Here is a 24,268-nt window from a genome sequence, read left to right on the forward strand (position 1 = left end):
GGACGGAATCCAGGAAGGAGAGAACCTGATCCAATGCTCTACGAAAGCACCCGGGGCGGGCAGCGCAACGCCACCGCCGCCCAGGCCATCTGCCGGGGTATCGCCTCCGACGGGGGCCTGTTCGTCCCCTCGTCCCCGGTCCGTCTCAGCCTCGAAGAGATCGCCCGCCTGGCGCCTCTCCCGTACCCGCGGCGGGCGGCGGCCGTCCTCGCCCCTTACCTGAGCGACTACACCCCGGAAGAACTGGACGCCTGCGTGGCCGCCGCTTACAACACGGAGCGTTTCGACACCCCGGCCATCGCGCCCCTGGTGCGGACCGCGGCCGGCGAGTATTACCTCGAACTCTGGCACGGCCCGACCTGCGCCTTCAAGGACATGGCCCTGCAGGTCATGCCCCACCTGCTGGCGCGCGCCGTCGCCAAGACCGGCGAGAAGGCCGAGATCGTCATTCTGGTCGCCACCTCGGGCGATACCGGCAAGGCCGCCCTGGAGGGCTTCCGCGACGTGCCCGGGACCAGGATCATCGTCTTCTACCCCGCGCGGGGAGTCAGCGAAATCCAGAAACTCCAGATGGTCACCCAGGAGGGGGCCAATGTCGGGGTGGTGGCCGTCGACGGCAACTTCGACGACGCCCAGAGCGGCGTCAAGGCCATCTTTACGGACCCGGAGGTGCGGTCCCTGCTGGCCGCCCACGGCCTCAAGTTCTCCTCGGCGAACTCCATCAACTGGGGCCGCCTGGTGCCCCAGATCGCCTATTACATCTCCGCCTACCTCGACCTGGCGGCCGACGGCGGCGTCCGCCCCGGGGACCCGGTCAACTTCGTGGTGCCCACCGGCAACTTCGGCAACATCCTGGCCGCCTTCTATGCCCGGCGGATGGGCCTGCCCGTAAACCGCCTGGTCTGCGCCGCCAATACCAACAACGTCCTCACGGACTTCATCCGCACCGGGACCTACGACCGGCGGCGTCATTTCGCCAGGACCCTGTCGCCCTCGATGGACATCCTCATCTCGTCCAACCTGGAGCGGCTGCTCTACGAACTGACCGGGCACGACGCGGCGCGCGTCGCCGGCTGGATGGCCGCCCTGGTCCGGGACGGGGCCTACAGCATCGACGCCGGTACGTATGCGCAGGTGGCCGGCCTGTTCTGGTCCGACTTCGCCGACGACACCGAGACCCTGGCCACCATCCGTGCGACGTACGCCGAAAGTCGTTACGTCCTGGACACCCATACCGCGGTCGGACGCGCCGTCTACGCCAAGTACCGCCTGGCCACCGGCGATGAAACGCCGACCATCATCGTCAGTACGGCCAGCCCCTTCAAGTTCAACGCCGCCGTCGCCCGGGCCATCCTGGGCGAGGAGGCCGTGGCCGGCAGAACGGAGTTCGAGCTGCTGGAGATGCTCTCGGCCGCGACCGGCCTTGAGATCCCGCCCGGCCTGCGCGGCCTCGACCGGCGGCCGGTCCACCACACCCGCAAGGTCAAGAAGGACGAGATGCGCCAGGCCCTCCTCGACCTCCTCCTTTAAGTAAGGGGTCAGGCACTCAACTTAAAACATAGGTGCCGTTTTAAGTAAGGGGCCTGACCCCTTACTTAAAGGATGTTTTCCAGTGTGAATGATTCCTTCTCGGGGATGTGCTCGATCATTTTCTTCAGCGCAGCGGCTTCCCCGAGGGCCAGTTCCTCGTCTTCCGCCCAGAGGTACTCGCGGATGCGGACAATGGAGAAGTCGATGTTGTCGATCTCCTGGTGATCAACGAACGCCGTCCACCACTTCTTGGACTTTTCCCAGCGGCCGCCCAGCCCGTCGAGCGCGCGCTCGGCTTCTTGCCACCTTTCCTGCTTTACCAGGGCCTGCACGCGGTCGATCCGCATGCCCAGTTCATCGGCCGTCCCCCGCAGCGCCTGGACCGTCCAGACGCCAAACCCGATGACCACGACCAGCAGCACCAGCAGGACCGCCACGAAGCGCAATCCCTCTCACCTCCGAAGATAAGCACCGGGGCAAAGCCTGGTATCAGCTTGCACCCTTTAACTGGTAGAAGAGCTTGCCGCCCGTGTCCAGGGCGGCGAACAGTACGCGTTTTAAATCCCGGATCCCGAACTTGGCCAGTTCGCTGCGCAGCCAGTTGACGTCGAGGTTGATCCCGGCCAGGTTCTTTTCCAAAACCTTGCCGTCGATGATCAGGGTCGTCGGCAGGCCCTCGTAGCCGGTCGAGAGATTCAAGTCCTCGGGGCATACCGGGCGTTTCTGTGATTTGGGAACGACGGACAGGTGCCCGTTGGTCTCCAAAATGGCGAACTCGACGTCGGCCAGGTTCGGAAGGTTCTTGGCCCGGAGCTGCTCCAGGAGGTCGTTGATGTCGTACCGGAGCCGGGCCAGTTCCTTCTCCACGATCTTGCCGTTGGCCACCAGGACGCTGGGCGTGCCGCAGATCACAGCGCGGGCCTTCAGGCTCTTCAATGAGGCATAGGACAGGATGACCTGGGCGACCAGCAGGACGAAGATGGGCACCAGCCCGTTGACCAGGGGGACGTCGGTATTGGCGATCGGGATTGACGCCAGCTCCGAGAGCATGATGATGACCACCAGTTCGAAGGGCTGGAGCTGCCCGACCTGCCGCTTGCCGGTCAGGCGTAGAACGACGACCACGGCGGCAAAGAGGATGAGCGTCCGCACCAGGACCAGGAGCATGGATCAGCCTCCCCGAAAAGGATTCTCTTGTCATTTTGCCAGCCCGGGGCGGCCTTTATGCGACCCAATAACAAAACCGGCCGTTATCCGGCCGGTCTTCGCGCCGCAGGCGCTCCTTCTCGCGCTTGCGGTCGTACTTTTTCTTGTCCGGGACCACCTGGCTCTGGGGCTTACGCGTCCAGGTACGGCGCACGGAGTTATAAATGATCCTTCTCTTCATTCGGCCATCCCCTTTCGGTCCCCGCCCCTACACATTGAAGCGGAAGCAGATGATGTCCCCGTCCTGCACGACGTAGTCCTTGCCCTCCAGGCGGAAGAGCCCGCGTTCCCGGACGGCGGCGGGCGACCCCGCGGCCTCCAGGTCCGCGAAGTTGAAGACCTCGGCGCGTATGAAACCGCGCTCGATGTCCGAGTGCACCTTCCCGGCCGCCCGGCGGGCCACCGTGCCCCGGCGGATGGTCCAGGCGCGGACCTCGTCCTCGCCCACCGTAAAGAAGGAGATCAGGCCCAGGTAGTCGTAGGCGGCGCGGGCCAGGCGGGCCATGCCCGGCTCGGACAGGCCCAGGTCGGCCATAAACTCGGCGCGGTCCTCCGGGGGCAGCTCGCTGATCTCCATCTCCACCTGCGCGGAGACCTCGATGACCGGGAAGCCCCTCTCCGCCGCGTAGGCCGTCAATTCGTCCCGCCGCGGGTACTCGCCCGCCCCTAGCTGGTCCTCGTCGAGGTTTACCGCCAGCAGGAGAGGCTTCTCGGTCAAAAAGCTCTGCCCGGCCAGCAGCTCCTTCTCCTCATCGGCAAGGGGCACGCTGCTCACCGGCTGCTCCGCCTCCAGGGCCGCCAGGAACCGCTCCAGGACGGCGAGTTCGGCGGCCGCGGTCTTCGGCGGTTTCTTCGCCCCCTTGATGCGCTCGATGCGTTTCTCCACGGCCCCCATGTCGGCCAGCAGAAGCTCGGTGTTAAAGTCGGCCAGGTCGCGCTTGGGATCGACGCTCCCCGCGACATGCGGCACCTCTTCGGAGGAGAAGGCCCGCACGACGTGCACCAGCAGGTCGGCGGCGCGCACCTCGTCCAGGAACTTGCCCGCCACCCCCTGGCCCGGCTCCACCCCCGGCAGGTCCTTGAACTGCACCTGGGCGTAGGTGGTCTTGCGCGGTTTGTAGTGCGCGCTTAAGAAGTCGATGCGCCGGTCGGGAACCGGCGCCATCCCGACGTTAACCCCCGCTCCGGCGCCCATAAAGGTGCCGGTCGCCGCGTGCTGGCCTGTCAGAAGGTTAAAGAGGGTCGTCTTGCCGACGAGCGGCAGTCCGACGAGCCCGATAAGCAAGGTTTCTCACTTCCTCCAAGTAGATCTCAGCGGACGGGCGAAGGTTCCCCGGCCACCATCTCGGTTGTAAGCTCACGCCAGATACCCGGCGGGCAGACTTCCCGCAGCAGGATCTCATCGTAGCCTTCACAGCCGGCGAAGGGGGTCGCAGGCCAGTCGGCGGCCCGCACCCGGGGGCTGTAACCCTCGTGGATCAACGGTTCCCGCCCCGTAGCGCCGGGCTCGCCCAGCCATTGCCGGACCAGCTCATCCTCCCCTTTGTTCACCAACACTTCGCGCAGGCGGTGGGCGCGCTTGGTCTGCGGGCTGCAGATGAAGGTCTGGCAGACCAGGGGGCGCGCGGTGTAAAGACGGCAGGTCCGCGTCCCACACTCCAGGAAACAGCAGCGGCCGTCCTCCCGGCGGGCCAGGGTGATGTCCACCGCTCGCCCGTCGACCAGGACGTGGCCGTAAAGCGCCAGGAAGGCGGAAAGCGTCGGCGCCCCCGTGGCCCGGCGCAGGACCCGGGCATCGACGGCGGTCAGCGGCAGCCGTTCCGCGCAGCAGCGGTCGCACCCCTTGCACTCCCGCCGCCGGGCGCGCCCCCGGTCCAGGGGCAGCTCCTCGATGGCCCGGTTCAGGGCGGCCAGGTAGTCCCCAACCGTGGCCTCCGGGTCGGCCACAAACAGGTCGTACCCGTTGGCGCCGTCGATCCGCACCATGTCGACCCTTACCCTGTCCGGCGCGCTCATATCGTCATCCCTCCGCTTATTCCATTTGCCACTGCCGGGGCACGGGCATTCCGTCCCCCGCCCTCAGCCAACGAGGATATTATACTTCACCGGACCCGTTTCCCGCAGCAATTCGTCCAGGGTTTGGGGCTCATCCGGGGGGCGCAGGCGGGATACCGCAAAAAACGCGTTCCAGAGCCCGGCGTGCACCAGGGGTCCGGTACCCCCGAACATTACTTCCCGCCAGGGAAGCCCGAAATAGCGTTCAAACTCCTCCACCAGCGTCGCCAGGTCCGCAAGCGTATCCGGCAGGTCGACCCACACCCGTGCCAGGCTGCCGACGGCAACCACCTTGCGGGGCGGGCATCACCCGGACTCGTAAAAGTAAACCGGCACCGCCGAATCACCGGTCCGGCAGCGCTCCTCGTCCAGCCGCCTCAGCGCCGGCTCGTCCAACGTGCCGAAAACAACCAGGGGCTGTCCCCGGGCCACGCGCAGCGCCTCGCCCGCCAGCCGCCCGCCGATCGCCGCCAGGAGCATTTGGATCAAAGGAAAACCCCCCAGGATGTTTTCCTCCATTCTAGCACAACCCGGCGTCCGCTTGACCCCCGCGGTTGACGGCCGGGATGGCCTCCTCTAAAATGTGAAAGCGCAAGAGGTGATAACGAATGATGCATAAGGTAACGGTCTTCTCCGACTATGCCTGACCCTTCTGCTACGTCGGCACGGGCATTGTCGAGAGACTGCAAGAGGAATACCCGCTGGAGGTCGAGTGGGTGGGCTACGAACTGCACCCGGAGACCCCGCCGGAGGGGATCCGGGTAAACCGCCTGAACCCGGGAATCGACCTCACGGAAGCTTACCGGCGCTTGCAGAGAATGGGGGCGGAATATCGGGAAGGCGGAAGTGGTTGTGGACGTCGCCGCCCGTGTGGGCCTGGACGCCGCTGGACTGCGGGCGGCCCTTGAAAGCCATGCCTACGCCGGCGCACTGGCGCAAAACGCCGCCCGGGCGCGCGCTCAGGGTGTGGTGGCCCTGCCCACCTTCTTTTTCGAGGACGGCAGCCGGCTCGTCGGGGCCCGGCCCTACAAAGAGTTCACCCGCCTCCTGGAGACACAGAGGGGGAGGTAAAAGTTCACAAATCCGTCACATTCCCGTGACAGCCCTGCCACAGTCGTCCGTTACACTAAGTAAAAAAACCAAAGGAGGGGCGCGCATGAAGAGAAAGCTTGTGGTCTCGCTTCTGCTTCTGGCCTTCACGGGCCTCGTGGCGGTGCCCGCGTTCGCAGCCACGGATCCGGTGTCGGACGCCAAGGCGTGGTTCGAGCAAAAGTTCAGCGCCAAGAAGGCGTGGGTCGACCAGGCCGTGAAGGACGGCCGGCTGACTCCCGAGCAGGGCCAGGCCATGAAGGAGCACTTCGACCAGATGTACGAGTTCCACGAGCAGAACGGCTTCGTGTGCCCCAACGGGGGTCCCGGGATGGGCCGGGGCATGGGTAACGGCATGGGCCGCCACGGCGGCTTCGGCGCCGGCTTCGGCAGGTGGGGCGGCCAGGCTCCGGCGGCACCGAACACAGCCCCGGGCGCCTAGCGAATCACCGGCAAAGACCCCGGTTCCCCCGGGGTCTTTGCCGTTCCCAGCCACCCGGTGGTCGCCGGATGGTAAAGAAATGGAGAAGGGAGTGCCTACGAATGAGCGGGAGAAGGTTGTTGTTGTTCATCGCTCTGGCGGCGTTCGTGGCCGGGGTGATGTTCGCCGGGGGGGCCATGCTTTTTAAGGAACTGGCACCACCGCAACCGCCTCTCGCCGGCCACACGGCCGGGGCAAACGCGGTGGTTTCCGGCGGCGATTCTGTCGCCGACATTGTCGATAAGGTGAGTCCGGCCGTGGTCAAGATCGACACCCGGGTGACCAAAACGTCGGGCTGGGACCCCTTCTTCAACGACCCGTTCTTCCGTGAGTTCTTCGGCCGTCCGATCCCGCTGCAGCCGCGGGAAGAGCACGGCATGGGCTCGGGGTTCATCTTCTCCCCGGACGGCTATATCCTGACCAACGAGCACGTCATTCAGGGCGCGACAGACGTTACGGTGACCCTTGCGGGCAGCCGGAAGCCCCTGCCGGCAAAGGTCATCGGGGCGGACCACGATTTGGACCTGGCGGTGGTCAAGATCGACGGCCACGGCCTGCCGACCCTGAAGATCGGTGACTCCAACCGTACCCGGGTGGGGGATCTGGTCATCGCCATCGGCAACCCCTACGGCCTGGACCACACGGTGACCACCGGCGTCATCAGCGCCAAAGGGCGCCCCATTGTCATCGAAGACCGTTATTACGACAACCTGCTGCAGACCGACGCCTCCATCAATCCCGGGAACAGCGGCGGTCCTCTCCTGAATATGCAAGGCGAGGTTATCGGCGTGAACACCGCCGTGAACACCCAGGCGCAGGGCATCGGTTTCGCCATCCCCACCAGTACCATACGCCCGGTCCTGGACGAATTGATCCGGACGGGCAAGATCACCCACCCCTGGCTGGGCGTTCAGATGCAGGAGCTCACGCCCGAGGTGGCCCAGTATGCCGGCCTGCCGGATACGCAGGGGGTGCTGGTCATCGCCGTGGTGCCGCAAAGCCCGGCGGCCCGGGCCGGCATTAAGCCCGGGGATATCCTGCTCACCCTGGACGGGAACAAGATCAGCGGCCCGCAGCATCTCGGCAACCTGGTGCGCAGCCGTAAAGCGGGTGATAAGGCCAAGATCGTCATCCGCCGCGATGGGCGCGACATAACCGTACAGGCCACCCTGGAGCGGCGCCCGAGCAACTAGGAGACACTTCTACGCAGGGTCCCGAACCGCGTGGCCAGTGACGTCAAGGGCAGTCTTTCAATTATCACCCGGACTGATATACCCGACTTGGAGTTTGGGCCGCTGCCGCCTCATCCCGTGCGCATCAGGCGCATGGAGTTCAAGACAACGAGGATGGAACTCATGTTGTGCACGACGGCCGCCGGCACCGGGCCAAGAAGGCCGCCCGCGGCCAGGGCCAGGGCCAGCACATTGACCGAGTTGGCCAGGATGATGTTCTGGTTGATGACGCCCAGGGTACGGCGGCCGAGCTGAAGCACCTCGGGCACCCGTCCCAGGTCGCCGCCCACCAGGGCGATATCGGCCGTCTCCAGCGCCACGTCGGTTCCGCTCCCCACCGCAATCCCCACGTCGGCCGTCGCCAGGGCCGGGGCGTCGTTCACGCCGTCGCCGACCATGGCCACGCGCCTTCCCCGCGCCTGCAGGTCGCGGATATGCGCGGCCTTGGCCTCCGGCAGTTGTCCGGCCACGATCCGGTCGACCCCCGCCTCGGCCCCCACGGCCCGCGCCGCGATCTCGCTGTCGCCCGAAAGGAGCACGACTTCCCGGGCGAGCGAGCCGCGCAGGCGGCCGACGGCCTGCCGCGCCTCGCCGCGCAAGCGGTCGGCGATACTCAAGGCGCCGACAAGCTTTCCGTCGCGCGCCACCAGGACCACGGTCTCCCCCCGTGCCTGGTGCTCCCGTACCAGGGCGCGGGCCCGGACGTCGGGTACCACCCCGTGGTCCGCCAGCCAGCGCTCGCTGCCGAGAACGATCCTCGCCCCGTCCCAGCGGGCGACGACCCCCCGGCCCGGCACCGTTTCCCATTCATCGGGGTCGGGTACCGCCAGGCCTGCGTCGGCCGCCCGCCGCAGGACGGCCCCGGCCAGGTGATGTTCCGACCGCTTCTCGACAACGGCCGCCGCCAGGAGGACTTCGGCCGTCCCGGCTCCGTTCCAGGTGATGACCTCCCTGACCTCCGGCCGGCCCCTGGTCAGGGTCCCCGTCTTGTCGAAGACAACGGTGTCCACCCGCCCGGTCCGCTCCAGGACCTCCCCGCCCTTGACCAGGACACCCCGCCGGGCGGCACGGCCCACAGCGGCCAGGACCGCGGTGGGCGTAGAAAGAAGCATGGCGCAGGGGCAGAAAACGATGAGCACCGTCACGGCCCGGGTGACACTCCCGGTGGCAAGGTACACGGCCGACGCAAGGACCAGGCTCACCGGAACAAACCAGGCCGACCAGCGGTCGATAAGACGAGCGATAGGCGCCTTTTGCTCCCGGGCCAACCGGACGAGCCGGACAATACCGCCGAGGGTGGTCTGGTCGCCCGTGCGCTCGGCGCGGACTTCCAGGAAGCCCCGCTCGTTGAGCGTACCGCCGAAGACCTCGTCCCCGGGGGCCTTCGCGACCGGCACCGGCTCCCCGGTGACCGCCGCCTGGCTGACGCTGCCGCTCCCGGCCAGCACCCGGCCGTCGACCGGGATCTTCTCTCCGGGGCGGACCAGGACGACCTCCCCGGGGCGGACGTCGGCCGCCATGACCTCCACTTCGTCCCCCTCGCGGCGGACCCGGGCCGTCAGCGGGGCCAGCTCGATCAGGCGTTCCACCGCCCGGTTGGCGCGCCGGACCGTAAGGGTCTCCAACTGCTCGCCGACGAGCATGATCAAGGCCACCTCGGCCGCCGCCAGGTACTCCCCGATGGCCACCGCGGCTACTAGGGCGATGCTGACCAGCAGCCCGACCCGGGTGTCCCGCCGCCGCACCAGGGCCGCCGCGGCCTCCCACACGATGGGCAGGCCGCCGGCCACGGCCGCCACAAGGGCCAGGTCGACCCCCAGCACTTCCCGGGTGATCCCCGCCAGGTAGAGCAATACCAGGAGGCCGGCAAAAGTAATGATGATGTAGTGACTATAGGAAAAAATCCCTGGCGGCGGGCCATGATGCCTGCCGCAACCGCACGCGCAGGGCGCGCCGGGGAGGGCCTGGTGCATTGCTCTCACTCCTCTTTGTCTCTCAGAGATTACTCCAAAACGTGCTCCAGGGCCTGGTTGAAGAGCTGCGTGATGTGGTGGTCGCTGAGGCGGTAATAGACCAGTTGGCCTTCGCGCCTCGTCCGGACCAGGTTAAGCCCGCGCAGAAGCCGTAGCTGGTGTGAAACGGCGGACGGCGTCATGCCTACCAGCTGGCACAGGTGGCCGACACAGAGTTCGTCGGCCAGGCTCAGGGCATGCACGATCCGCACGCGGCTCCGGTCGGCCAGCACCTTGAAGGTTTCGGCCAACCGCGCGGCGGTCTCCTCATTGACTACGCCGTAATGGATACCGGCCAGGGAGACCCCTTGGTTACAACACGTCTTGGGCACCGCCATCCCCTACCTATGAATAGTTGTTCAAATACTCCACCCTAGCATACACGTCTCCGGCGGATACTGTCAATCCCTCTTTCGCCCGGCCGCCGCAACCTTACTTTTACTGTTAGGAGGATCTGGGAACGCCGCCGTGGAAGAATGTATGTAAACAAGAAAAATGAAAAAGGATGGTGATCCCGCCTGTGCGCCGGATGAACCAGCGCTTTCTTTGGGCGCTTCGCATCGGTTTTCTGATTATCGTTCTCCTATACCTCTATGACCGGGGTGTTTTCAGCCGCTAAGCCGAAAAGTTGTATCGAAAGGAGTTAAAATTGACGTGACGGGACGTTTGGCAGTCTACCTGCTGGCCCTGGCCTTTGTCTCGCCGGTGTTCATCGGGGCTCTTTGGCTCAAGGCCTACCTTATTGAAGCCAGTGGCGGCACGCTGCCGACCCGGGCCGCCGATCTGGTGTTGTACTTTATGCTCGGGGCGATGGTCCTGGGCACCATCGGCGGAATCATCGCCCAGGGCATAAGACGTGATTACAAAAAGCAAAGCGCCGCGGAAGAAGAAAAGGACAGACTTTAAACCATTGATCACCGCACGTTGTTTGACCGTAGGACGAAAAGCCTTGTCTTCTTGCGCAAAAATGGTATATCCTAAAACTGTAGGGAAATAATATTTCTAAAACCACGTTAAGGAGAATGGTGCATGGCCTTTCAAGTTTACTTTCCTAAAGAGAAAAGGCCCAAGAAGGAGCCGAAGCCGATTGTTTCCCTGTCCAAGAGTTCCATCGTCCTGAACAAGCTGGCCCGGGCCAAGATCAAAGCCGACCGGCTGGAACTGGCCTATGACCCGGAGAAACGCTTGATCCGCATCCGCCCCGGCACCGATGGTTCAGCCCTGAACCTGAAGAAGACCAAGGTCCACGCGCGGGGGTTTTTCAAGCACTTTAAGATCCAGGAAAAGGGGAGGTTTGAAGCCCACTACGACGAAGAGGAAAACGCCCTCTACGTACAACTCTAGCAAAGGGCCGCCGGCACGGCGGCCCTTTAAACTTTACGATCTGCATAGTCCGGGGGGAGGTCCGGCAAAGCTAAAGCTAAACTACAAGGAGATGAGCGTGCTTTGCCGAAAAACCCACCCGAGAACGACCCGCCGAAGATCACTCCCAACCCGGTTAAAGGGCCGTCCGACCTGAAACGAAACGACGTGGAATCCTGGGACGAGATGGCCGGCGAGAAAACGCCCTACCTGCAGAACGATAGCCTCGATGGTCCCCGCCCGTAACGGCGGGGCGTTTTTTACCCATCCCGGGGTCTGCCGGCCTCTTCCTTGAAGATCTGCACCTGGCGGGGGTCGAACCGGCCCCTGGCGCCCGCGAGGAGTTCGAGGATAGCCTTTACCACAAGCCTCTCCGCCTGGTCATCCAGCCGGTCTTTCCGTTCCCGCAGGGCGGACATGAGCATATTGACGACCGACTGTTGCAGTTCGGGGCGCCGGGCTAGCTTGTTCTCGTACATGGCGGTATCGGCGCTCTTTAAGACGTCAGACAAAGAGAAGGTGTGATCCGCGGCCGTGCCGTGCCCGAAAGAGATGGACAGCGGAACTGGAGGGTTCTCCCGGTTGTACGCGCCGATGGTCTCCTCAAACACCCGACACCGTGCGGCGGCCGCGCTCTCATCGGCCCCGGGCAGGATGACGGCGAATTCATCCCCGCCGATGCGGGCGACCACATCGCTCGCACGGCAACACTGCCGGAGGAGATCGGCGGCCGTTTTTAGGAGTTCGTCCCCCCGGGCATGGCCCAGGCTGTCGTTGACGGCCTTCAAGCCGTCCAGGTCGGCCAGGATAATGCTCACCGGCCAGACCCGTCCCCGCTCCAGCCTCTTCAGTTCCTCCTCGAAGAACAGCCGGTTGTAAAGCCCGGTCAGCTTGTCCTTGATGGACAGTTCCCGGAACTCGGCCTCCGAACGGCGCAGGGCCTGTACCAGGCGCGCGTTCTCAATGGCCACCGCAGCCTGGCGGGCCACGTTTTCGGCCAGCTCCTGGTCCACAATATCAAAGACGCGGCCGCCCGTGCGGTCCATCACCGCCAGGGCCCCCAGGGTCCGGTTGCCGACCCGCAGGGGAGCGCTCAGGGCCGCTTTGACCCCCGCTTCGATGAAAGCCGGGATCGCCATAGGATAAGAGGGGTAATCTTGAACAACCTGGGGCCGGCCGGTAAGAATGGCCTGCCGCGAAAGGCCAAGCCCTTCTTGTATGGCGAGGGAGGAAAGACCCCTGGGCAAATCGCTGGAGATGTAAGGGTAGGTAACCGTACCGGTCCCTTCGTCCCAGAAAGCGATCAGGCCGGAATCGGCGTTCAGCAGGTCCCTGGCCAGGGCGACAATGGCCGGCAGGAGTTCCTCCAGGTCGATTTCCTCGGCAATACGGGCCGCCACGGCATTCAAGCGCCGCACCCGCGCCAGGTGCCTCTGGGTTTCCTCGTTGAGTTGCACCCGGTCCAGGGCGATCGCCGCCTGGTTGGCGATCAGGCTGAGCAGCCGCCGTTCCCGGTCGGAGAACTGGCGGCGGCGACGGCTGTGGACGGCGATGGTTCCCTTGAGCTTGTTCATGGCCAGCATGTGGACCACTACCCCGGACTGGATGGCGGAAGCGTCAAAAAGGGGCGCCAGGCAGGCGCCGCAGGCCGGGGGGAAGTCCTGGGGGGACATCATTAGCAGATCAGTCATCCGGCATCCGGCGGGCCTGGTGGTGGACCGGCCCAAAGCTTCGGCTCCCCAGCCGCGGACGGCGCGCACAACCATGCTGTTTGTGGCCTCGTCAAAGAAGGCGCAGCCGACCAGCTCGGCGTCCAGGCTCTCGGCCACGCAGTCTACGACCTTCTCCGCCACCTCCCGCCCATCCAGGGTCGCCAGGAGTTCCTCCGAAAGGCGCAGCAACACCCCATGCTCCTGGACCCACTGTTCCTGGGCCATGACAAACAACTGCGCCCGCTCCAGGGCTACGGCCGTGAGGTTAGCGATCAGCGTAACCAGCTCAAGGTCGGTGGGGCCAACGGACCTCTGGCTGTTCCAGGCCACCACCAGTGTACCCAGCGCCTTGCTCCGGCCGGGAAGCATGGGCACGATGACCGCCGTGTGGGCCCCCCACACTTCGAGTACGGACATCTTGAAGCGCCCCTCGGCGTGCAGGTCTTCCACAATCACCGGGCGCCGGTGGCGGATCGCCCAGCCGCTGCCCGAGGTTGAGCGAGGGATGGCCACGATACCCACCTGGCGTTGCAGCGCCCCGCGCGCCGCCGCCAAACGGAGGCTGTGCGACCCGTCCTCAGCCAGCCAGATCAGGTGGTGGTCCGCCGGCAGGAGTTCCGCCAGGCATGCCAGGGCCAGCGTGAGAACCCTGGCGGGGTCCATGGCGGACATCAGGTGCTCGGACAGGGTCAGGAGTCGGTATTGGAAGGCTTCCTCTTTCTGGGGCACCCGCCTTTCACCACCAGCCAGTACATGGCAAGTACCGTTAGTCCTGGACATGTTTTTCGACAGGTGAAACGTTTTCCCTGTACTCTCGTGTTTGAAAATGAAGGCGGCCACTCTGACAGTCACCAACAGCCGCGGCCGTTTGCCTCCGAAGCCTATAGTTATTTATACTTAGAGTAAGAAAGGTCGTAGTAAGGTCCCTGGGGGAGGGTACTACTCTTGGGGTGAATCAGAAAAACACAGAGCACCGGCCCGGTGTGTTGATCTGCAAGAAGGCTCTGGCACGCATCCGCCAGTCCGGACCTTGTGTCTCTTATCCCAAGGGGCAGATGGTCTTCACGGCGGGGGAGGTGGCGGACAGGGTTTTCTTCATCGAGGAGGGCATGATCAAGGTCTTTACCGCCACGGGGGAAGGACACCAAATGATCGTTGCCCTGCGCTACGCCGGGGAGTTACTCGGCCTGGCTGAAACCCTTTACGGCGGGGAGCGGAGCTGCAGCGCTGAAGCTGTGGCCCCGACCCGGTTGATCATCCTTCCGAAGGAGACCTTCTTACAGTTGATGCGGGACGAGCCGAACTTCGCCCTGCGTGTCAGCGAGGTGCTCGGGGCACGCGTACGCGAGGCGCAGATTAAGCTGTGCGAGTTGACCTGTTACCAGGTCCCCGGGCGGCTGGCCCTCTACTTGCTTAACCTTATGGAACGCTGCGGTGTAGAGACGCCGCAAGGAATCAAACTGGATTTTAAACTGACCCACGAGGAACTGGCACGTATTGTGGGGACCTCCCGCCCCACATTGACCTCGACCCTGAACAGCTTCCGGAAAGAAGGGAGCATAGACCTGCGCGGCCGGGAGATTTGGATAATCAAACCCGAGAAGCTGCGGCACTGGATTGTCGGGTAACATCGCTACTAAGTTAATTGATTATTGAGCCCGGGCTTCACCAGTCACCGTTGACTGGTGTTTGTTTTGTCATCCAGCCGACATTCGCCGGTCAGGAAGATAACCGACCCGCCGTTTGTCAACTAACCGACAGGCGATGGCACTCTTGTTATTGTGATAACAAGGGCCCTTAGAAAAATTCACGAGGAGGTGTGTTGGCAATGGCGACTGGTTTGGCTGAAGCCAGTCAAGCGGAAGTCGGCTTTCTTGAGCGGATGCGTGCCAACGTCAGGGAGAGCGGCGCGGGTAACCCGGCCCTCTCGATGATCGGCTTTATCGTGGCGTGGGTGGTCTTCTTCCTTATCCTGACCCTGGTCCCGGTGACAAAGGAACTGACGCCCGCGTCCCGGGCGGCGATCGCCGTGATGGGCTGGGTAATCGTAATCTGGGTAACGGATGCCCTGCCGAAGGCGATTTCGGGGCTGGCCATCCCCGTGCTGCTGATCCTGACCGGAGTGACGCAGAAGATCCCGGAGGCCTTCGCCGGGTTCACGAAAAACGAGGCCTTCCTCTGCCTGGGCGCTTTCATCCTGGCCGGCGTAATGCAGGTCACCGGTTTGGACCGGCGCATCGCCCTGACCATCGTTTCGGTCGTTAAGCCCCGTGTGGGAAGCCTGCTCAAGGGCTTCTTCGCCGCGCACATCGTGACCGCCTTGCTGGTGCCGGCAACCGTGGCCCGTGCCGGAATGTACCTGCCCATTGTGAAAGGCGTTACGGCCCTCTTCGGCGACGACGAGGCCGGCATCCGGGCGCGCAAGGCGTTGGCAATGGCGGCGATCGGTTTCGGCGCCGTCTTTGCCGCTCCCGTCTTTCTGACCGGGCACATGCCCAACGTGATCATGAGCAGCCTGTTGAACGAAAAGGCCGGCGCCGGTTTAACCTGGGGACGCTGGTTCTGGCTGCACTGGCCGATGCTGGGGATGTTTCCCCTGATGTATATCTGGGTAACCCGCCACTTCAAGGTGCAGGACGTCGCCCTTCCCGGCGGGCTGGAGAAGATCAAGAAGGAGAAGGAAAGGCTGGGCCGGATCAGCGCCAACGACCTGGTTATTCTGGCCTGCTTCGCCGTGGCTGTAGCCCTATGGGCCACGGACAGCCTGCATGGGCTTCAGACGGGGATCACGACCCTGATCGCCGTCTCCCTGCTCTTTATCCCCGGCCTGGCCGCTCTCAACTGGAAGAAGGTCCAGCACAACACGATCTGGGGCACCTGGCTGCTCCTGGGCGGCGCGCTCTGCCTGGTCGATGCTTTCGGCAAGACGGGCGCGGACGCCTGGCTGGCCAAGAACATGGTCAACCTGGTACCGGCCTGGGGCTGGGTCGGCATGCTCCTCTTCGTCTGCGTGCTGGTACAGGTCCTGCGCCTGGGTATCATCTCTAACGTCGGCGCTGTGACCCTGATGGCCCCGATCGTCTTCTCGATGGCGCCGATGCTGGGACTGAACAGCGTATCCTTCACCCTCGCGGTCCTGAACGTGGATACCTACGCGATGATCCTGCCGATGGAGGTCACGGCCTGCCTGGTGGCCTATGCCTCGGATGAGTTTACCTTTATCGACTTCATCAAGGCGGGCGCACCTCTGACCTTGATGGCCATTCTGTACATCACCTTCATTATGGTGCCGTGGTGGGCCGTCAACGGCTTCCCCATCTGGGTGCCGTAAACCCCCGCGGCCTCGCCGGGTTGCAGAACAGATTATTCAAGGAGGCGGATGCAATGCCTGCGGCAAAACTGGTCACCGACCCCGCTGCCGTCCAGGAGGTTCACCTGGAAACCGACATCCTGATCATCGGCGCGGGCAACGCCGGTTGCTTCGCGGCCATCGAGGCCAAACGGGTGAACCCCGACCTGAAGGTAACATTGATGGAAAAGGCGCATATCGACCGGAGCGGCTGCCTGGCCGCCGGGATGGACGCCATCAACACCTACATCAAGAAGGGATACACGAAGGAGGACCTGGTCCGCTGGAGCCGCGCCCAGGTCGGCGGCGGCCCCCTACGGGAGGACCTGACCCTCTCGATGGCCGGGTACCTTAACCAGTGCATCGAAGAATGGGAGGAGTGGGGTCTCCCGATCAAAAAGGATGAGAACGGCGAGTACAAGGCCCGCGGGAAGTGGGACATCGCCATCCACGGAGCGGACATGAAGGTCATCCTGGCCGAGAAAGTCCGGGAGTACGGCTGCGAAGTCCTCAACCGCATCGTGGCCACCAACTATCTGGTGGACAACGGCCGGGCCATCGGCGCCCTCGGTTTCGGCGTGCGGGACGGCAAGTTATACGTCATCAAGGCCGGGGCCACGATCATTGCCACGGGCGGCGCGGGCGGCCTCTACAAGCCCTATACCAATGACGGCAACGACGCGCACCACCAGATCTGGTACTGCCCGTTCAATGTCGGCACCGGTTATGCGATGGGTATCCGGGCCGGCGCCGAGATGACGACCTTCGAGATGCGCTGGTGTGCGACGCGGACCAAGGATTACAACGGGCCGATCGACACCATCTCGGTCGGTTACAAGGCGGCTATGATCAACGCCAAGGGCGAGAGGATCCTGCAGGAGCGTTACGCCCACCTTGGCGGGGATGCCGCGCCGCGCTACATCCGGGCGAACGCCCCGATGGAGGAGTGGCTGACCGGTCGCGGCCCCTGTTATGTTGACACCACGCACATGACCGCGGAAGAGATCAAGGACCTGAAGACCGACTACCTCAACGAGCGGCCCAGCTTCGTCCTCTTCCTGGCCAGCCGGGCCCAGGACATCAGCAAGGAGCCGATCGAGATCTACGGCTCCGACCCGTACATCGTCGGCGGGCATACGGCCAGCGGGTACTGGATCGACAACGACCGGGCGACCACGCTGCCGGGCCTGTTCGCCTGCGGTGACGTGGCCGGCGGCGTGCCGAACAAGTTCGTCGGCGGCTGTGCGGCCGAGGGTCTCATTTCCGGGCGGGCCGCGGCGCGGTACGTGGCCGGCCTGGCGGATCGCGGCATGATCGACCGGGAGCAGGTCGAGGCCGAGAAACGCCGCGTCTTCGCCCCGGCGGTACGCCTGGCCGCGGAAGGTGACGGCGTACGCCCGCGGGAGATGGAAGAGCGGCTGCAGCGGCTGATGGACGAGTACGCCGGCGGAGTCCACCAGTTCTACCGCACCAACCGGGAGCGGCTGGAATACGCCCTGAAACACATCAAGACCATGCGGGAACAGGTGAAGTACCTGGTGGCGCAGGATCTCCACGAGCTGATGGAAGCGCACGAGGTTATCGACCGCCTGGACGTGGCCGAGGTGCTGCTCCACCACCTGATGGCCCGGGAGGAGACGCGGTGGCCGGCCTGGCAGACCCGTGCGGACCACCCCGAGCGGGACGACGAACGGTTCAACTGCTTCATCAACTCGCGCCGCAACCCCCAGACAGGGGCGATCGAGATCCTGACTCGGCCCTACGAGCCGGTAGTGGAAGAGAAGTAACAGACAGGGGGTAGGTTAACATGCCGCCAAGAGTAAATGTCGATAAGTGCGACGGTTGCCGGGGAGAGAACGAAGCGCTCTGCGAGGCGGTCTGCCCCGGAGACCTGATGACTGTAAACGAGGAGACCGGCAAGGCTTACTGCCGCTCCGCGCGGGACTGCTGGGACTGCATGTGCTGCACCCGGGTCTGCCCGCAGGGAGCCATCGAGACCCGCATCCCGTACCAGCTCGGGTACTACCCGGCGAAGCTGGTGCCCTTCGCCGGCACGGACAAGGTGACCTGGACCGCCGTGGACATCAACGGCAAGGTCGAGCGGTTCACCTTCCGGACACGGAACAAGTAGGCAAATGACAAAAACCACGGCGGAATGAAGGGGGCATAGCCCCCTCATTCCGCGCTTGGGGGGATAGTACAATGAATCAGCCAGGAATCGGTGCGTACCTCTGCACCTGCGGCGGCCGGACCGGCGGGCCGCCGGGGCTGGAGGAGCTGGCCGCCTCCCTGGGCCGGCAAAGAGGCGTTACCGTAAGCCGGGTGCTGGAGAGGGCCTGCGCTCCGGCGGGTCTGGAGACGATCAAGGACGATCTGCGGGACGGGCAGGTGGAGCGGGTATTGATAGGCGCCTGCTCGCCGCGGCTGATTGCGGATGTAATACAGCGGGAGTTGAAGGAAGCGGGGCTGGATCCGGCGTTTTTGGAAGTGGTCGGCCTGCGGGAACAGTGCGCCTGGACCGGCCCGGAGACCATAACCGAAGCGGTGCGGCGTAAGGCCAAGGTCTTAATGGCCATGGGGCTGGCGAAGCTTAAGGCGGCCGTCGCCGCCGCTGAACCCCTCGAAGCCCGTGGCGAGGGGCGTGCGCTGGTCGTCGGCGGCGGGATCGCCGGCTTGACGGCGGCGCAGGCCCTCGCCGAGGCCGGCACCGAGGTCGTCCTGGTGGAGCGGAACCCGCACCTGGGCGGCCGGGTGGCCGAACTCCACCGCTACTGGCCCCGCCTATGCAACCCGGCCTGCGGGCTGGAGGTCATCACCGCAAAACTGCGCGACAGCGATCGCGTCATTATACACACGAACGCCGAATTGGTGGAACTCACCGGAACGGCGGGCGATTTCACGGCACGGATTCGGGCAACCCATCCCGGTGTCGATTCCCGTTTGTGCACCGGTTGCGGCGCCTGCGCGGCGGCCTGTCCCGCCGAACGGAAGCCGTCCCGGACGGTGGGGACGCGCCACGCGATTGATGTCCTGCGTCCCGATCTCTACCCCCCGGTCTACGGCATTGACCAGGAAAGCTGCCTGGGCGAAGCCGAATGCGGGCGCTGCCGGGAGGTCTGCCCCGTGGGCGCGGTGACGATCACCCCCGTGGAAGAAGAGGTAAGCTACAGGGTCGGGGCCGTCATCCAGGCCACCGGGTGGCGGCCGTACGACGCGGCACGCCTCACGGAATACGGTTACGGACGCTATACCAATGTCATCACCAACCTGGACTTCGAGCGTTTGGCGGCCGGCGGCGGGCCGACGGGCGGCGTGTTTCTCCGTCCCTCGGACGGGCGGGCGGTTAAGCGGGTAGCTTTCATTCAGTGCGCCGGCAGCCGTAATAAGAACCACCTCCCCTACTGCTCAAACGTCTGCTGTTTGGCAACCCTGAAGCAGATCGCCTTCCTGCGCGAGGCCGTGCCGGACGCCGAGATCACGGTGTTCTACATGGACATGCGGTCCTTCGGCCGGCATGAGGCGATGTACCGGGCCGCCCAGGAGGAGCACGGGGCGCGGTTTGTCCGCGGCATTCCTTCAACCGTCACCCAGGACCCGGGCAGCGGGGATGTCATCGTGCGGGCTGTGGACACCCTTTCGGGACGGTCACTGACCGTGAAAGCCGATCTCGTGGTCCTGGCGACGGGGATGGTTCCCAACCGGGAGATCCCCGGCGAAACCGGCAGGGTGGAACTGGATGTCTTGGACAACCCCCACGAAGTCTGCTTCCCGGTTTACGCGCCCCGGCCGGGTGTCGTTCCGGCCGGAGCCTGCCTGGATCCGATGGACGCAGCCGCTGCGGTGCAAAGTGCGATGGCGGCGTCAATGCAGATCCTGCCTGTCCTGAACGGCGGCAAGCGGAAAGACCTGCCGCGCGTGGAACGCACCAAATGTGACCGCTGCCACCGCTGCGTGAACGAGTGTCCTACCGGAGCGATGCGTCCGGACAAGGACGGAATACCCGTGCCCAATCCCCTGGTCTGCCGGCGGTGCGGGATCTGCCAGGGCGGTTGTCCCCTGCAGGCCGTCTCACTGCCGGAGTGCGGGATCAAGGCGGTGGCCGGGATGATCGAGGCGGCCGACCCCTCTTTCGCCGGGGACGGGGAACCGGCCGTTCTGGCCTTCCTCTGCGCCCATGACGCTTACGTCGCCGCCGAGGCCGCGGTCCGGGCGGGCCGGATGGCGCCCAACGTGGTGACGATAAAGGTTCCCTGCGCCGGCGCCGTGAACATGGCCTGGGTCGGTGACGCAATGACGCAGGGGTTTGACGGCGTCCTGATCGGCGGTTGCCCGCGCCGCGAATGCCACCACGGCAAGGGGCGGGAACTGGCCGAACAGCGCCTGGCGAACGCCCGGGAGACCCTGGAGCGGATGATGCTGGAGCCGGGGCGCATACGTGTGGCACCCATCGGTATCGGGGATGTAAACGGGTTTATGCGTGAGGTCGGGGAATTCACCGCTGCCCTGAAGAAAATGGGACCCAACCCGTTCCGGGTATAGGGGGTGGAGTCCAATGCAAGATTTCGAGTTGCAAGCGATCTGGTCACGTGACCTCAAGGCCCTGCAGGCGGTGGCGGCCTGCAACCAGTGCGGCCGCTGTACCGCCGCCTGCCCGGTCGAATCGGAAATGGAGCACCCCCCCGCACGCCTGGTACGCATACTGCAACTGGGCGCATTAACTGAAGCCGCGGAAACGCCGGGGATCTGGCGCTGCATCGCCTGCGGGCACTGCCGGCGGCTCTGCCCCCAGGGCGTCAGTGTAAGAGAAATCATCGGCTGTCTCAGACGGCTGGCCTTTCACCGCGGGAACGAAGTGTTCGCCCGGGTCACAACTTTGGCCCGAGAGATGAACCGCTTTCTCCAGCACTAAATCCCCGACTCTCTCCCGTCCATAGACAAAGGCTCTTGCTGCGGCAGGAGCCTTTTCGGTCACCGGACGGCGTTTCCAGTTTAAAGCCGTTGGAAAGCCCTCCGCCATTATGTCAAGGGGCTTTGGGAACCCGCGCCCGGCGGAAGGCGCGCAGTCCGTCCAGGCATTCTGGACGATGTCTGAGGAAGGCCACCAGGTCGGCGACGGCCTCGATGGTCGCGGGGCTCAGGTAGTGCTCCATGGCCTCGGCCTCGGCGGCGATGTCACAGCCGGCGTCGATGACGGTAAGGAACTCCTGCAGGGTGCGGTTGCGCTCGACCAGGTAGCGTCCGGTCCGCCGCCCGCGCTCGGTGAGGGTGATCTCCCGGTACCGCTCGTAGGTCAGGTAGGCGTCGTCGTGCAGGCGCTGCAGGGCCCGGGTCACCGAGGGCAGCTTGACCCCGAGCCGGGCGGCCACGTCGCTCACCCGCACCGTCTGCCCGCTCAGGGACAGCCGGTAAATCTCCTCCAGGTAGTCCTCCAGGCTGGGGGAGAGCATCAAACGGCGCCTCCTTTCGCGGCCGCGGGCCGGCCGCTTTCTGCTCCAGTCTACGCGCCGGGGTCCGTAAATGCGCGCATACTAAGGCGTAGAAAAGACACCAGCGATATGGAGGAGGATTTCGAGAGATGATCGTTCAGTCCCTTGACGATTTTACATCCCGGGTCCGCAACGACTGGCTGGGTTCCGAGATCGAGGTGACCAAGACGGAACCCATACCCCCCATCCGGTTTCAGTTGCGTGACGCGCGAACGGTCGGCTGGGATGACGTGGACCCCGCCATCCGCCGTTGCTACCCGCCGGGCAGCCGCTTTTTTGTCTTAAGTGGGAGGGATGAAAAAGGTGACGGCGAGGGTCCCAGCCTGAAGGCCCTGGTCATTCACGCCGGTGAAGATGCGGCTTTCGATGTCCGGCCCGGCCGCCTGGTGCTCCTTTCGGACGAGGAGGTGGTCCAGGTCAAACGGCTGCACTAACCGCTGCTTTAGAGGCCGACCTGGGCGCTGACATAGCCGCGCCCCCCGCCCGCAGACCGAGCGGAGCCGGTAAAACCTCGGCAACCGCCGCCTGCGGTACTATCCGGCGGCCGGGCGGTATTTGACCCAGACGTTGAGGTCCTCGTACCCCCCGGGGCCGATGCGGGCGTTCTGGACCAGGGTCCCGCCGTACTCGTATCCCAGGCGGTGAAAAACCTTGTTCACCCCGGGATGAAAGGCGCGGGCCAGGCTGTAGAGGCAGGTGCAGCCCCCCCGGCGGCACTCCTCCTCGAGGCGCGTCACCAGCGCCGTGCCCAGCCCCCGGCCCTGGTGGGCGGGAAGGGTGGCGCAGTCGGTGATCTCGGCGTGACCGAGGCGCAGGTCGGTCTCGGCCGCCGCGGCCGCCACCAGCCGCCCGCCGTCCACGGCAGCGACGAAGAGGGCGCCGTGGGCCATGGCCGCCCGTAGGTAATCGGGGTCGTGCACGGGGGTAGGGTAGGTCATAAAGACGGTGCCGAAGAGGCGCGCCAGGGCCGGGGCGTCGTCCGGGCCGGCGCGGCGCAGGGGCAGCGGCGACCGGACCTCGGGCGGCTCCCGGCGCGCCCTCGCCGCGAGGGAGTCCAGCAAGCGCTGTTCATCCTGCAGGCGCGGGCTGGTCGCCCGCAGGCGGGAGAGGTATCGGGCCAGGAAAACAGCCGTCCGCCCGCGAAAGAAACCGGGCACCCGGGCCTCCGGGAGAAACCCCTGTTCGGCCAGGACCGCCGCTTCCGCCTCGACGCAGGGAAAGACGATTTTCCCGCATCCATGCTTCCCGGCCAGGGCGGTCAGCTCACCGGCCAGGGCCGCCGCATCCCAAGCGGTATAGTCGATAATCCACAGCCGCTCGTTCGCCTGGTCGACGTGCACCCGCGCCGTAAAACCCTTGCCCTTCCGCTGTACGATCTCGGCTTCGTTCAGGAAAAGCATCCCCCGCATCCTTTCTCCGGTGCGCCGTCTAGGCGGGGCTGCACCGGTCGTGCTCTCCGCCTTCGCCACCGTCCTTCGCCCGGTACGGGTCCGCGCCGCAGAGCATCCCGGCCACCCCCGCTGGCCGCGCGCCCCCGGTACAGGCAGGGCACATGCAGCGCTCCCGGGCGTCCCGGGGTTCGGTGTACGTGAAGAGACGCCCCTCGAAGTTGCGCAGCACCACACGGCCCCCGCCGCTCGCCAGCAGGTACTCCGGGCCGACGGGGATCTTCCCGCCCCCGCCCGGGGCGTCGATCACGAAGGTCGGCACCGCCAGCCCCGAGGTGTGCCCGCGCAGGCTCTCCAGGATGGCGATCCCGGTGCTGACCGGGGTACGGAAGTGGCCGATCCCCCTGGTCATGTCACACTGGTAGAGGTAATACGGCCGTACCCGGATGCGGAGCAGTTTATGCACCAGCTCTTTCATCACCTGGGGGCAGTCGTTGACCCCCCGCAGCAGAACCGACTGATTGCCCAGCGGGAGGCCGGCGTCGGCCAGGCGTCGGCAGGCGGCCGCCGCCTCCGGCGTGATCTCCCGGGGGTGGTTGAAATGGGTGTTCAGGTAGAGGGGATGGTAGCGGGAGAAGATGCGGCACAGTTCCGGGGTGACGCGCTGGGGCAAAACAACCGGGACGCGCGAGCCGATGCGGATGATCTCCAGGTGTTTTACGGCCCGCAGCCGGCCCAGGATGTAGTCCAGCTGTTCGTCCGGCAGGGTCAGCGGGTCGCCGCCCGAGACGATAACGTCGCGCACCCCGGGATGGCCCTGAATGTAAGCCAGGGCGCGTTCAAACTGGGCGCGGGGCAGGGGCCGGTCGTGGGTTCCGGCCAGGCGGCGGCGCGTGCAATGCCGGCAATACATGGCGCACTGGTCGGTTACAAGGAGCAGCACCCGGTCGGGATAGCGGTGCGTGAGCCCCGGTACGGGGGAATCCTGGTCCTCGTGCAGGGGGTCGTCCAGGTCCCCCTCCATCGCTTCCAGTTCGAGGGGGGAGGGAACCGCCTGCTTGCGGATCGGGCAGTGGGGGTCGGTCGGGTCGATGAGCGAGGCGTAGTAAGGAGTGACAGCCATCCGGAATCGTTGCAGGCAGTGTTCGATTCCCTCCCGTTCATCCTCGCTCAGCGGCACGATCTCCCGCAGCCGGTCCACGCTCGTGATCCGGTTACGCACCTGCCAGCGCCAGTCGTTCCATTCCCCGGCGAAGCGGTCGCGCAGGTTTGCCCCGCCAAAACTCTTGATCTGCGCCTGAGCCTTGCTGTTCATTCTCGTCCTCCCTCATAAAAACAAAAGTGACCCGAGGATCCTCGGGTCCTG

27 protein-coding genes are annotated in these 24,268 nt (G+C 65.1%); 14 read left to right on the forward strand and 13 right to left on the reverse strand.

Features of this window, described 5'->3' with window-relative positions; all coding sequences use genetic code 11:
• Positions 1-33 precede the first annotated feature (33 nt).
• Positions 34-1,530: a threonine synthase gene (thrC, locus tag QMC81_03585; GenBank protein ID MDI6906562.1), complete on the forward strand. Its 1,497-nt coding sequence runs from the start codon at positions 34-36 to the stop codon at positions 1,528-1,530.
• 65 nt (positions 1,531-1,595) lie between these two features.
• Here thrC and QMC81_03590 read toward each other — a convergent pair whose 3' ends face one another.
• From QMC81_03590 to QMC81_03620, 7 genes are all read right to left on the reverse strand, one after another.
• The gene (locus QMC81_03590; GenBank protein ID MDI6906563.1) at positions 1,596-1,967 is read right to left on the reverse strand and encodes a DUF4363 family protein; all 372 of its coding nucleotides are present in this window, start codon (positions 1,965-1,967) and stop codon (positions 1,596-1,598) included.
• A gap of 52 nt (positions 1,968-2,019) precedes the next feature.
• Positions 2,020-2,697, reverse strand: a complete 678-nt coding sequence (locus tag QMC81_03595; protein MDI6906564.1) for a DUF421 domain-containing protein — start codon at positions 2,695-2,697, stop codon at positions 2,020-2,022.
• 55 nt (positions 2,698-2,752) lie between these two features.
• Positions 2,753-2,917 carry a hypothetical protein gene (locus QMC81_03600; GenBank protein MDI6906565.1) on the reverse strand — a complete coding sequence of 55 codons (165 nt, stop codon included), beginning with the start codon at positions 2,915-2,917 and terminating at the stop codon, positions 2,753-2,755.
• 27 nt (positions 2,918-2,944) lie between these two features.
• Positions 2,945-4,021 carry a redox-regulated ATPase YchF gene (gene ychF, locus QMC81_03605; GenBank protein ID MDI6906566.1) on the reverse strand — a complete coding sequence of 359 codons (1,077 nt, stop codon included), beginning with the start codon at positions 4,019-4,021 and terminating at the stop codon, positions 2,945-2,947.
• A gap of 26 nt (positions 4,022-4,047) precedes the next feature.
• The gene (locus QMC81_03610; GenBank protein ID MDI6906567.1) at positions 4,048-4,752 is read right to left on the reverse strand and encodes a YkgJ family cysteine cluster protein; all 705 of its coding nucleotides are present in this window, start codon (positions 4,750-4,752) and stop codon (positions 4,048-4,050) included.
• A 63-nt stretch (positions 4,753-4,815) separates the two neighbouring features.
• A complete protein-coding gene (locus QMC81_03615) occupies positions 4,816-5,082 on the reverse strand; it encodes a hypothetical protein (protein MDI6906568.1) in 267 nt (88 codons plus the stop codon).
• A gap of 15 nt (positions 5,083-5,097) precedes the next feature.
• A complete protein-coding gene (locus QMC81_03620) occupies positions 5,098-5,280 on the reverse strand; it encodes a hypothetical protein (GenBank protein ID MDI6906569.1) in 183 nt (60 codons plus the stop codon).
• 342 nt (positions 5,281-5,622) lie between these two features.
• On the opposite strand from QMC81_03620, the gene QMC81_03625 reads away from it, so the two are divergent.
• The 3 genes from QMC81_03625 to QMC81_03635 all read left to right on the forward strand — a co-directional run bounded on the left by QMC81_03625 (position 5,623) and on the right by QMC81_03635 (position 7,554).
• A complete protein-coding gene (locus tag QMC81_03625) occupies positions 5,623-5,862 on the forward strand; it encodes a DsbA family protein (GenBank protein ID MDI6906570.1) in 240 nt (79 codons plus the stop codon).
• An 85-nt stretch (positions 5,863-5,947) separates the two neighbouring features.
• Positions 5,948-6,322 (forward strand): DUF2680 domain-containing protein, encoded by a 375-nt coding sequence (locus tag QMC81_03630; GenBank protein MDI6906571.1) that lies wholly within the window; start codon positions 5,948-5,950, stop codon positions 6,320-6,322.
• A 101-nt stretch (positions 6,323-6,423) separates the two neighbouring features.
• Positions 6,424-7,554: a trypsin-like peptidase domain-containing protein gene (locus tag QMC81_03635; protein MDI6906572.1), complete on the forward strand. Its 1,131-nt coding sequence runs from the start codon at positions 6,424-6,426 to the stop codon at positions 7,552-7,554.
• 110 nt (positions 7,555-7,664) lie between these two features.
• Here QMC81_03635 and QMC81_03640 read toward each other — a convergent pair whose 3' ends face one another.
• Together QMC81_03640 and QMC81_03645 are read right to left on the reverse strand one after the other, a co-directional pair.
• Positions 7,665-9,566 carry a cation-translocating P-type ATPase gene (locus QMC81_03640; protein MDI6906573.1) on the reverse strand — a complete coding sequence of 634 codons (1,902 nt, stop codon included), beginning with the start codon at positions 9,564-9,566 and terminating at the stop codon, positions 7,665-7,667.
• Between the two features lie 29 nt (positions 9,567-9,595).
• Positions 9,596-9,937, reverse strand: coding sequence for a metalloregulator ArsR/SmtB family transcription factor (locus QMC81_03645; protein MDI6906574.1), 342 nt, complete (start codon positions 9,935-9,937; stop codon positions 9,596-9,598).
• A gap of 322 nt (positions 9,938-10,259) precedes the next feature.
• Between QMC81_03645 and QMC81_03650 the strand changes: the two genes are divergently transcribed.
• From QMC81_03650 to QMC81_03660, 3 genes are all read left to right on the forward strand, one after another.
• Positions 10,260-10,511: a hypothetical protein gene (locus tag QMC81_03650; GenBank protein ID MDI6906575.1), complete on the forward strand. Its 252-nt coding sequence runs from the start codon at positions 10,260-10,262 to the stop codon at positions 10,509-10,511.
• Between the two features lie 123 nt (positions 10,512-10,634).
• Entirely contained in the window at positions 10,635-10,949 is a 315-nt protein-coding gene (locus tag QMC81_03655; GenBank protein MDI6906576.1) for a hypothetical protein, read from the forward strand.
• A gap of 102 nt (positions 10,950-11,051) precedes the next feature.
• Positions 11,052-11,213 carry a hypothetical protein gene (locus QMC81_03660; GenBank protein MDI6906577.1) on the forward strand — a complete coding sequence of 54 codons (162 nt, stop codon included), beginning with the start codon at positions 11,052-11,054 and terminating at the stop codon, positions 11,211-11,213.
• Between the two features lie 14 nt (positions 11,214-11,227).
• Here QMC81_03660 and QMC81_03665 read toward each other — a convergent pair whose 3' ends face one another.
• On the reverse strand, positions 11,228-13,408 hold the full coding sequence (locus QMC81_03665; GenBank protein MDI6906578.1) for a GAF domain-containing protein: 2,181 nt from the start codon (positions 13,406-13,408) through the stop codon (positions 11,228-11,230).
• Positions 13,409-13,629: 221 nt separating this feature from the next.
• Between QMC81_03665 and QMC81_03670 the strand changes: the two genes are divergently transcribed.
• From QMC81_03670 to QMC81_03695, 6 genes are all read left to right on the forward strand, one after another.
• Entirely contained in the window at positions 13,630-14,307 is a 678-nt protein-coding gene (locus QMC81_03670; GenBank protein ID MDI6906579.1) for a Crp/Fnr family transcriptional regulator, read from the forward strand.
• 200 nt (positions 14,308-14,507) lie between these two features.
• Positions 14,508-16,010: a DASS family sodium-coupled anion symporter gene (locus tag QMC81_03675; protein MDI6906580.1), complete on the forward strand. Its 1,503-nt coding sequence runs from the start codon at positions 14,508-14,510 to the stop codon at positions 16,008-16,010.
• Between the two features lie 53 nt (positions 16,011-16,063).
• The gene (locus QMC81_03680; protein ID MDI6906581.1) at positions 16,064-17,815 is read left to right on the forward strand and encodes an adenylyl-sulfate reductase subunit alpha; all 1,752 of its coding nucleotides are present in this window, start codon (positions 16,064-16,066) and stop codon (positions 17,813-17,815) included.
• A gap of 20 nt (positions 17,816-17,835) precedes the next feature.
• Positions 17,836-18,159 (forward strand): 4Fe-4S dicluster domain-containing protein, encoded by a 324-nt coding sequence (locus QMC81_03685; GenBank protein ID MDI6906582.1) that lies wholly within the window; start codon positions 17,836-17,838, stop codon positions 18,157-18,159.
• Between the two features lie 71 nt (positions 18,160-18,230).
• The gene (locus tag QMC81_03690; GenBank protein ID MDI6906583.1) at positions 18,231-20,567 is read left to right on the forward strand and encodes an FAD-dependent oxidoreductase; all 2,337 of its coding nucleotides are present in this window, start codon (positions 18,231-18,233) and stop codon (positions 20,565-20,567) included.
• A gap of 13 nt (positions 20,568-20,580) precedes the next feature.
• Positions 20,581-20,937, forward strand: a complete 357-nt coding sequence (locus QMC81_03695) for a 4Fe-4S dicluster domain-containing protein (protein MDI6906584.1) — start codon at positions 20,581-20,583, stop codon at positions 20,935-20,937.
• Positions 20,938-21,049: 112 nt separating this feature from the next.
• Here QMC81_03695 and QMC81_03700 read toward each other — a convergent pair whose 3' ends face one another.
• Complete coding sequence (locus tag QMC81_03700) at positions 21,050-21,475, reverse strand: iron dependent repressor, metal binding and dimerization domain protein (GenBank protein ID MDI6906585.1); 426 nt, start codon at positions 21,473-21,475, stop codon at positions 21,050-21,052.
• A gap of 128 nt (positions 21,476-21,603) precedes the next feature.
• Here QMC81_03700 and QMC81_03705 point away from each other — a divergent pair, with 128 nt between their 5' ends.
• A complete protein-coding gene (locus tag QMC81_03705) occupies positions 21,604-21,948 on the forward strand; it encodes a hypothetical protein (GenBank protein MDI6906586.1) in 345 nt (114 codons plus the stop codon).
• A gap of 99 nt (positions 21,949-22,047) precedes the next feature.
• Here QMC81_03705 and ablB read toward each other — a convergent pair whose 3' ends face one another.
• Both ablB and ablA read right to left on the reverse strand, forming a co-directional pair.
• Positions 22,048-22,914: a putative beta-lysine N-acetyltransferase gene (gene ablB, locus QMC81_03710; protein MDI6906587.1), complete on the reverse strand. Its 867-nt coding sequence runs from the start codon at positions 22,912-22,914 to the stop codon at positions 22,048-22,050.
• Between the two features lie 28 nt (positions 22,915-22,942).
• Positions 22,943-24,217, reverse strand: coding sequence for a lysine 2,3-aminomutase (gene ablA, locus QMC81_03715; GenBank protein MDI6906588.1), 1,275 nt, complete (start codon positions 24,215-24,217; stop codon positions 22,943-22,945).
• Positions 24,218-24,268 lie beyond the last annotated feature (51 nt).

The organism is Thermoanaerobacterales bacterium (genome assembly GCA_030019475.1).
Taxonomy (GTDB): Bacteria; Bacillota; Desulfotomaculia; order Desulfotomaculales; family JASEER01; genus JASEER01.

What these genes read in the sequence shown, in the direction of transcription:
- thrC (MDI6906562.1), top strand. Translation starts at nt 34, where the DNA reads ATGCTCTACGAAAGCACCCGGGGCGGGCAGCGCAACGCCACCGCCGCC.
- QMC81_03595 (MDI6906564.1), bottom strand. Translation starts at nt 2,697, where the DNA reads ATGCTCCTGGTCCTGGTGCGGACGCTCATCCTCTTTGCCGCCGTGGTC.
- QMC81_03600 (MDI6906565.1), bottom strand. Translation starts at nt 2,917, where the DNA reads ATGAAGAGAAGGATCATTTATAACTCCGTGCGCCGTACCTGGACGCGT.
- QMC81_03610 (MDI6906567.1), bottom strand. Translation starts at nt 4,752, where the DNA reads ATGAGCGCGCCGGACAGGGTAAGGGTCGACATGGTGCGGATCGACGGC.
- QMC81_03630 (MDI6906571.1), top strand. Translation starts at nt 5,948, where the DNA reads ATGAAGAGAAAGCTTGTGGTCTCGCTTCTGCTTCTGGCCTTCACGGGC.
- QMC81_03635 (MDI6906572.1), top strand. Translation starts at nt 6,424, where the DNA reads ATGAGCGGGAGAAGGTTGTTGTTGTTCATCGCTCTGGCGGCGTTCGTG.
- QMC81_03640 (MDI6906573.1), bottom strand. Translation starts at nt 9,566, where the DNA reads ATGCACCAGGCCCTCCCCGGCGCGCCCTGCGCGTGCGGTTGCGGCAGG.
- QMC81_03655 (MDI6906576.1), top strand. Translation starts at nt 10,635, where the DNA reads ATGGCCTTTCAAGTTTACTTTCCTAAAGAGAAAAGGCCCAAGAAGGAG.
- QMC81_03675 (MDI6906580.1), top strand. Translation starts at nt 14,508, where the DNA reads ATGGCGACTGGTTTGGCTGAAGCCAGTCAAGCGGAAGTCGGCTTTCTT.
- QMC81_03680 (MDI6906581.1), top strand. Translation starts at nt 16,064, where the DNA reads ATGCCTGCGGCAAAACTGGTCACCGACCCCGCTGCCGTCCAGGAGGTT.
- QMC81_03685 (MDI6906582.1), top strand. Translation starts at nt 17,836, where the DNA reads ATGCCGCCAAGAGTAAATGTCGATAAGTGCGACGGTTGCCGGGGAGAG.
- QMC81_03690 (MDI6906583.1), top strand. Translation starts at nt 18,231, where the DNA reads ATGAATCAGCCAGGAATCGGTGCGTACCTCTGCACCTGCGGCGGCCGG.
- QMC81_03695 (MDI6906584.1), top strand. Translation starts at nt 20,581, where the DNA reads ATGCAAGATTTCGAGTTGCAAGCGATCTGGTCACGTGACCTCAAGGCC.
- QMC81_03700 (MDI6906585.1), bottom strand. Translation starts at nt 21,475, where the DNA reads ATGCTCTCCCCCAGCCTGGAGGACTACCTGGAGGAGATTTACCGGCTG.
- QMC81_03705 (MDI6906586.1), top strand. Translation starts at nt 21,604, where the DNA reads ATGATCGTTCAGTCCCTTGACGATTTTACATCCCGGGTCCGCAACGAC.
- ablB (MDI6906587.1), bottom strand. Translation starts at nt 22,914, where the DNA reads ATGCTTTTCCTGAACGAAGCCGAGATCGTACAGCGGAAGGGCAAGGGT.
- ablA (MDI6906588.1), bottom strand. Translation starts at nt 24,217, where the DNA reads ATGAACAGCAAGGCTCAGGCGCAGATCAAGAGTTTTGGCGGGGCAAAC.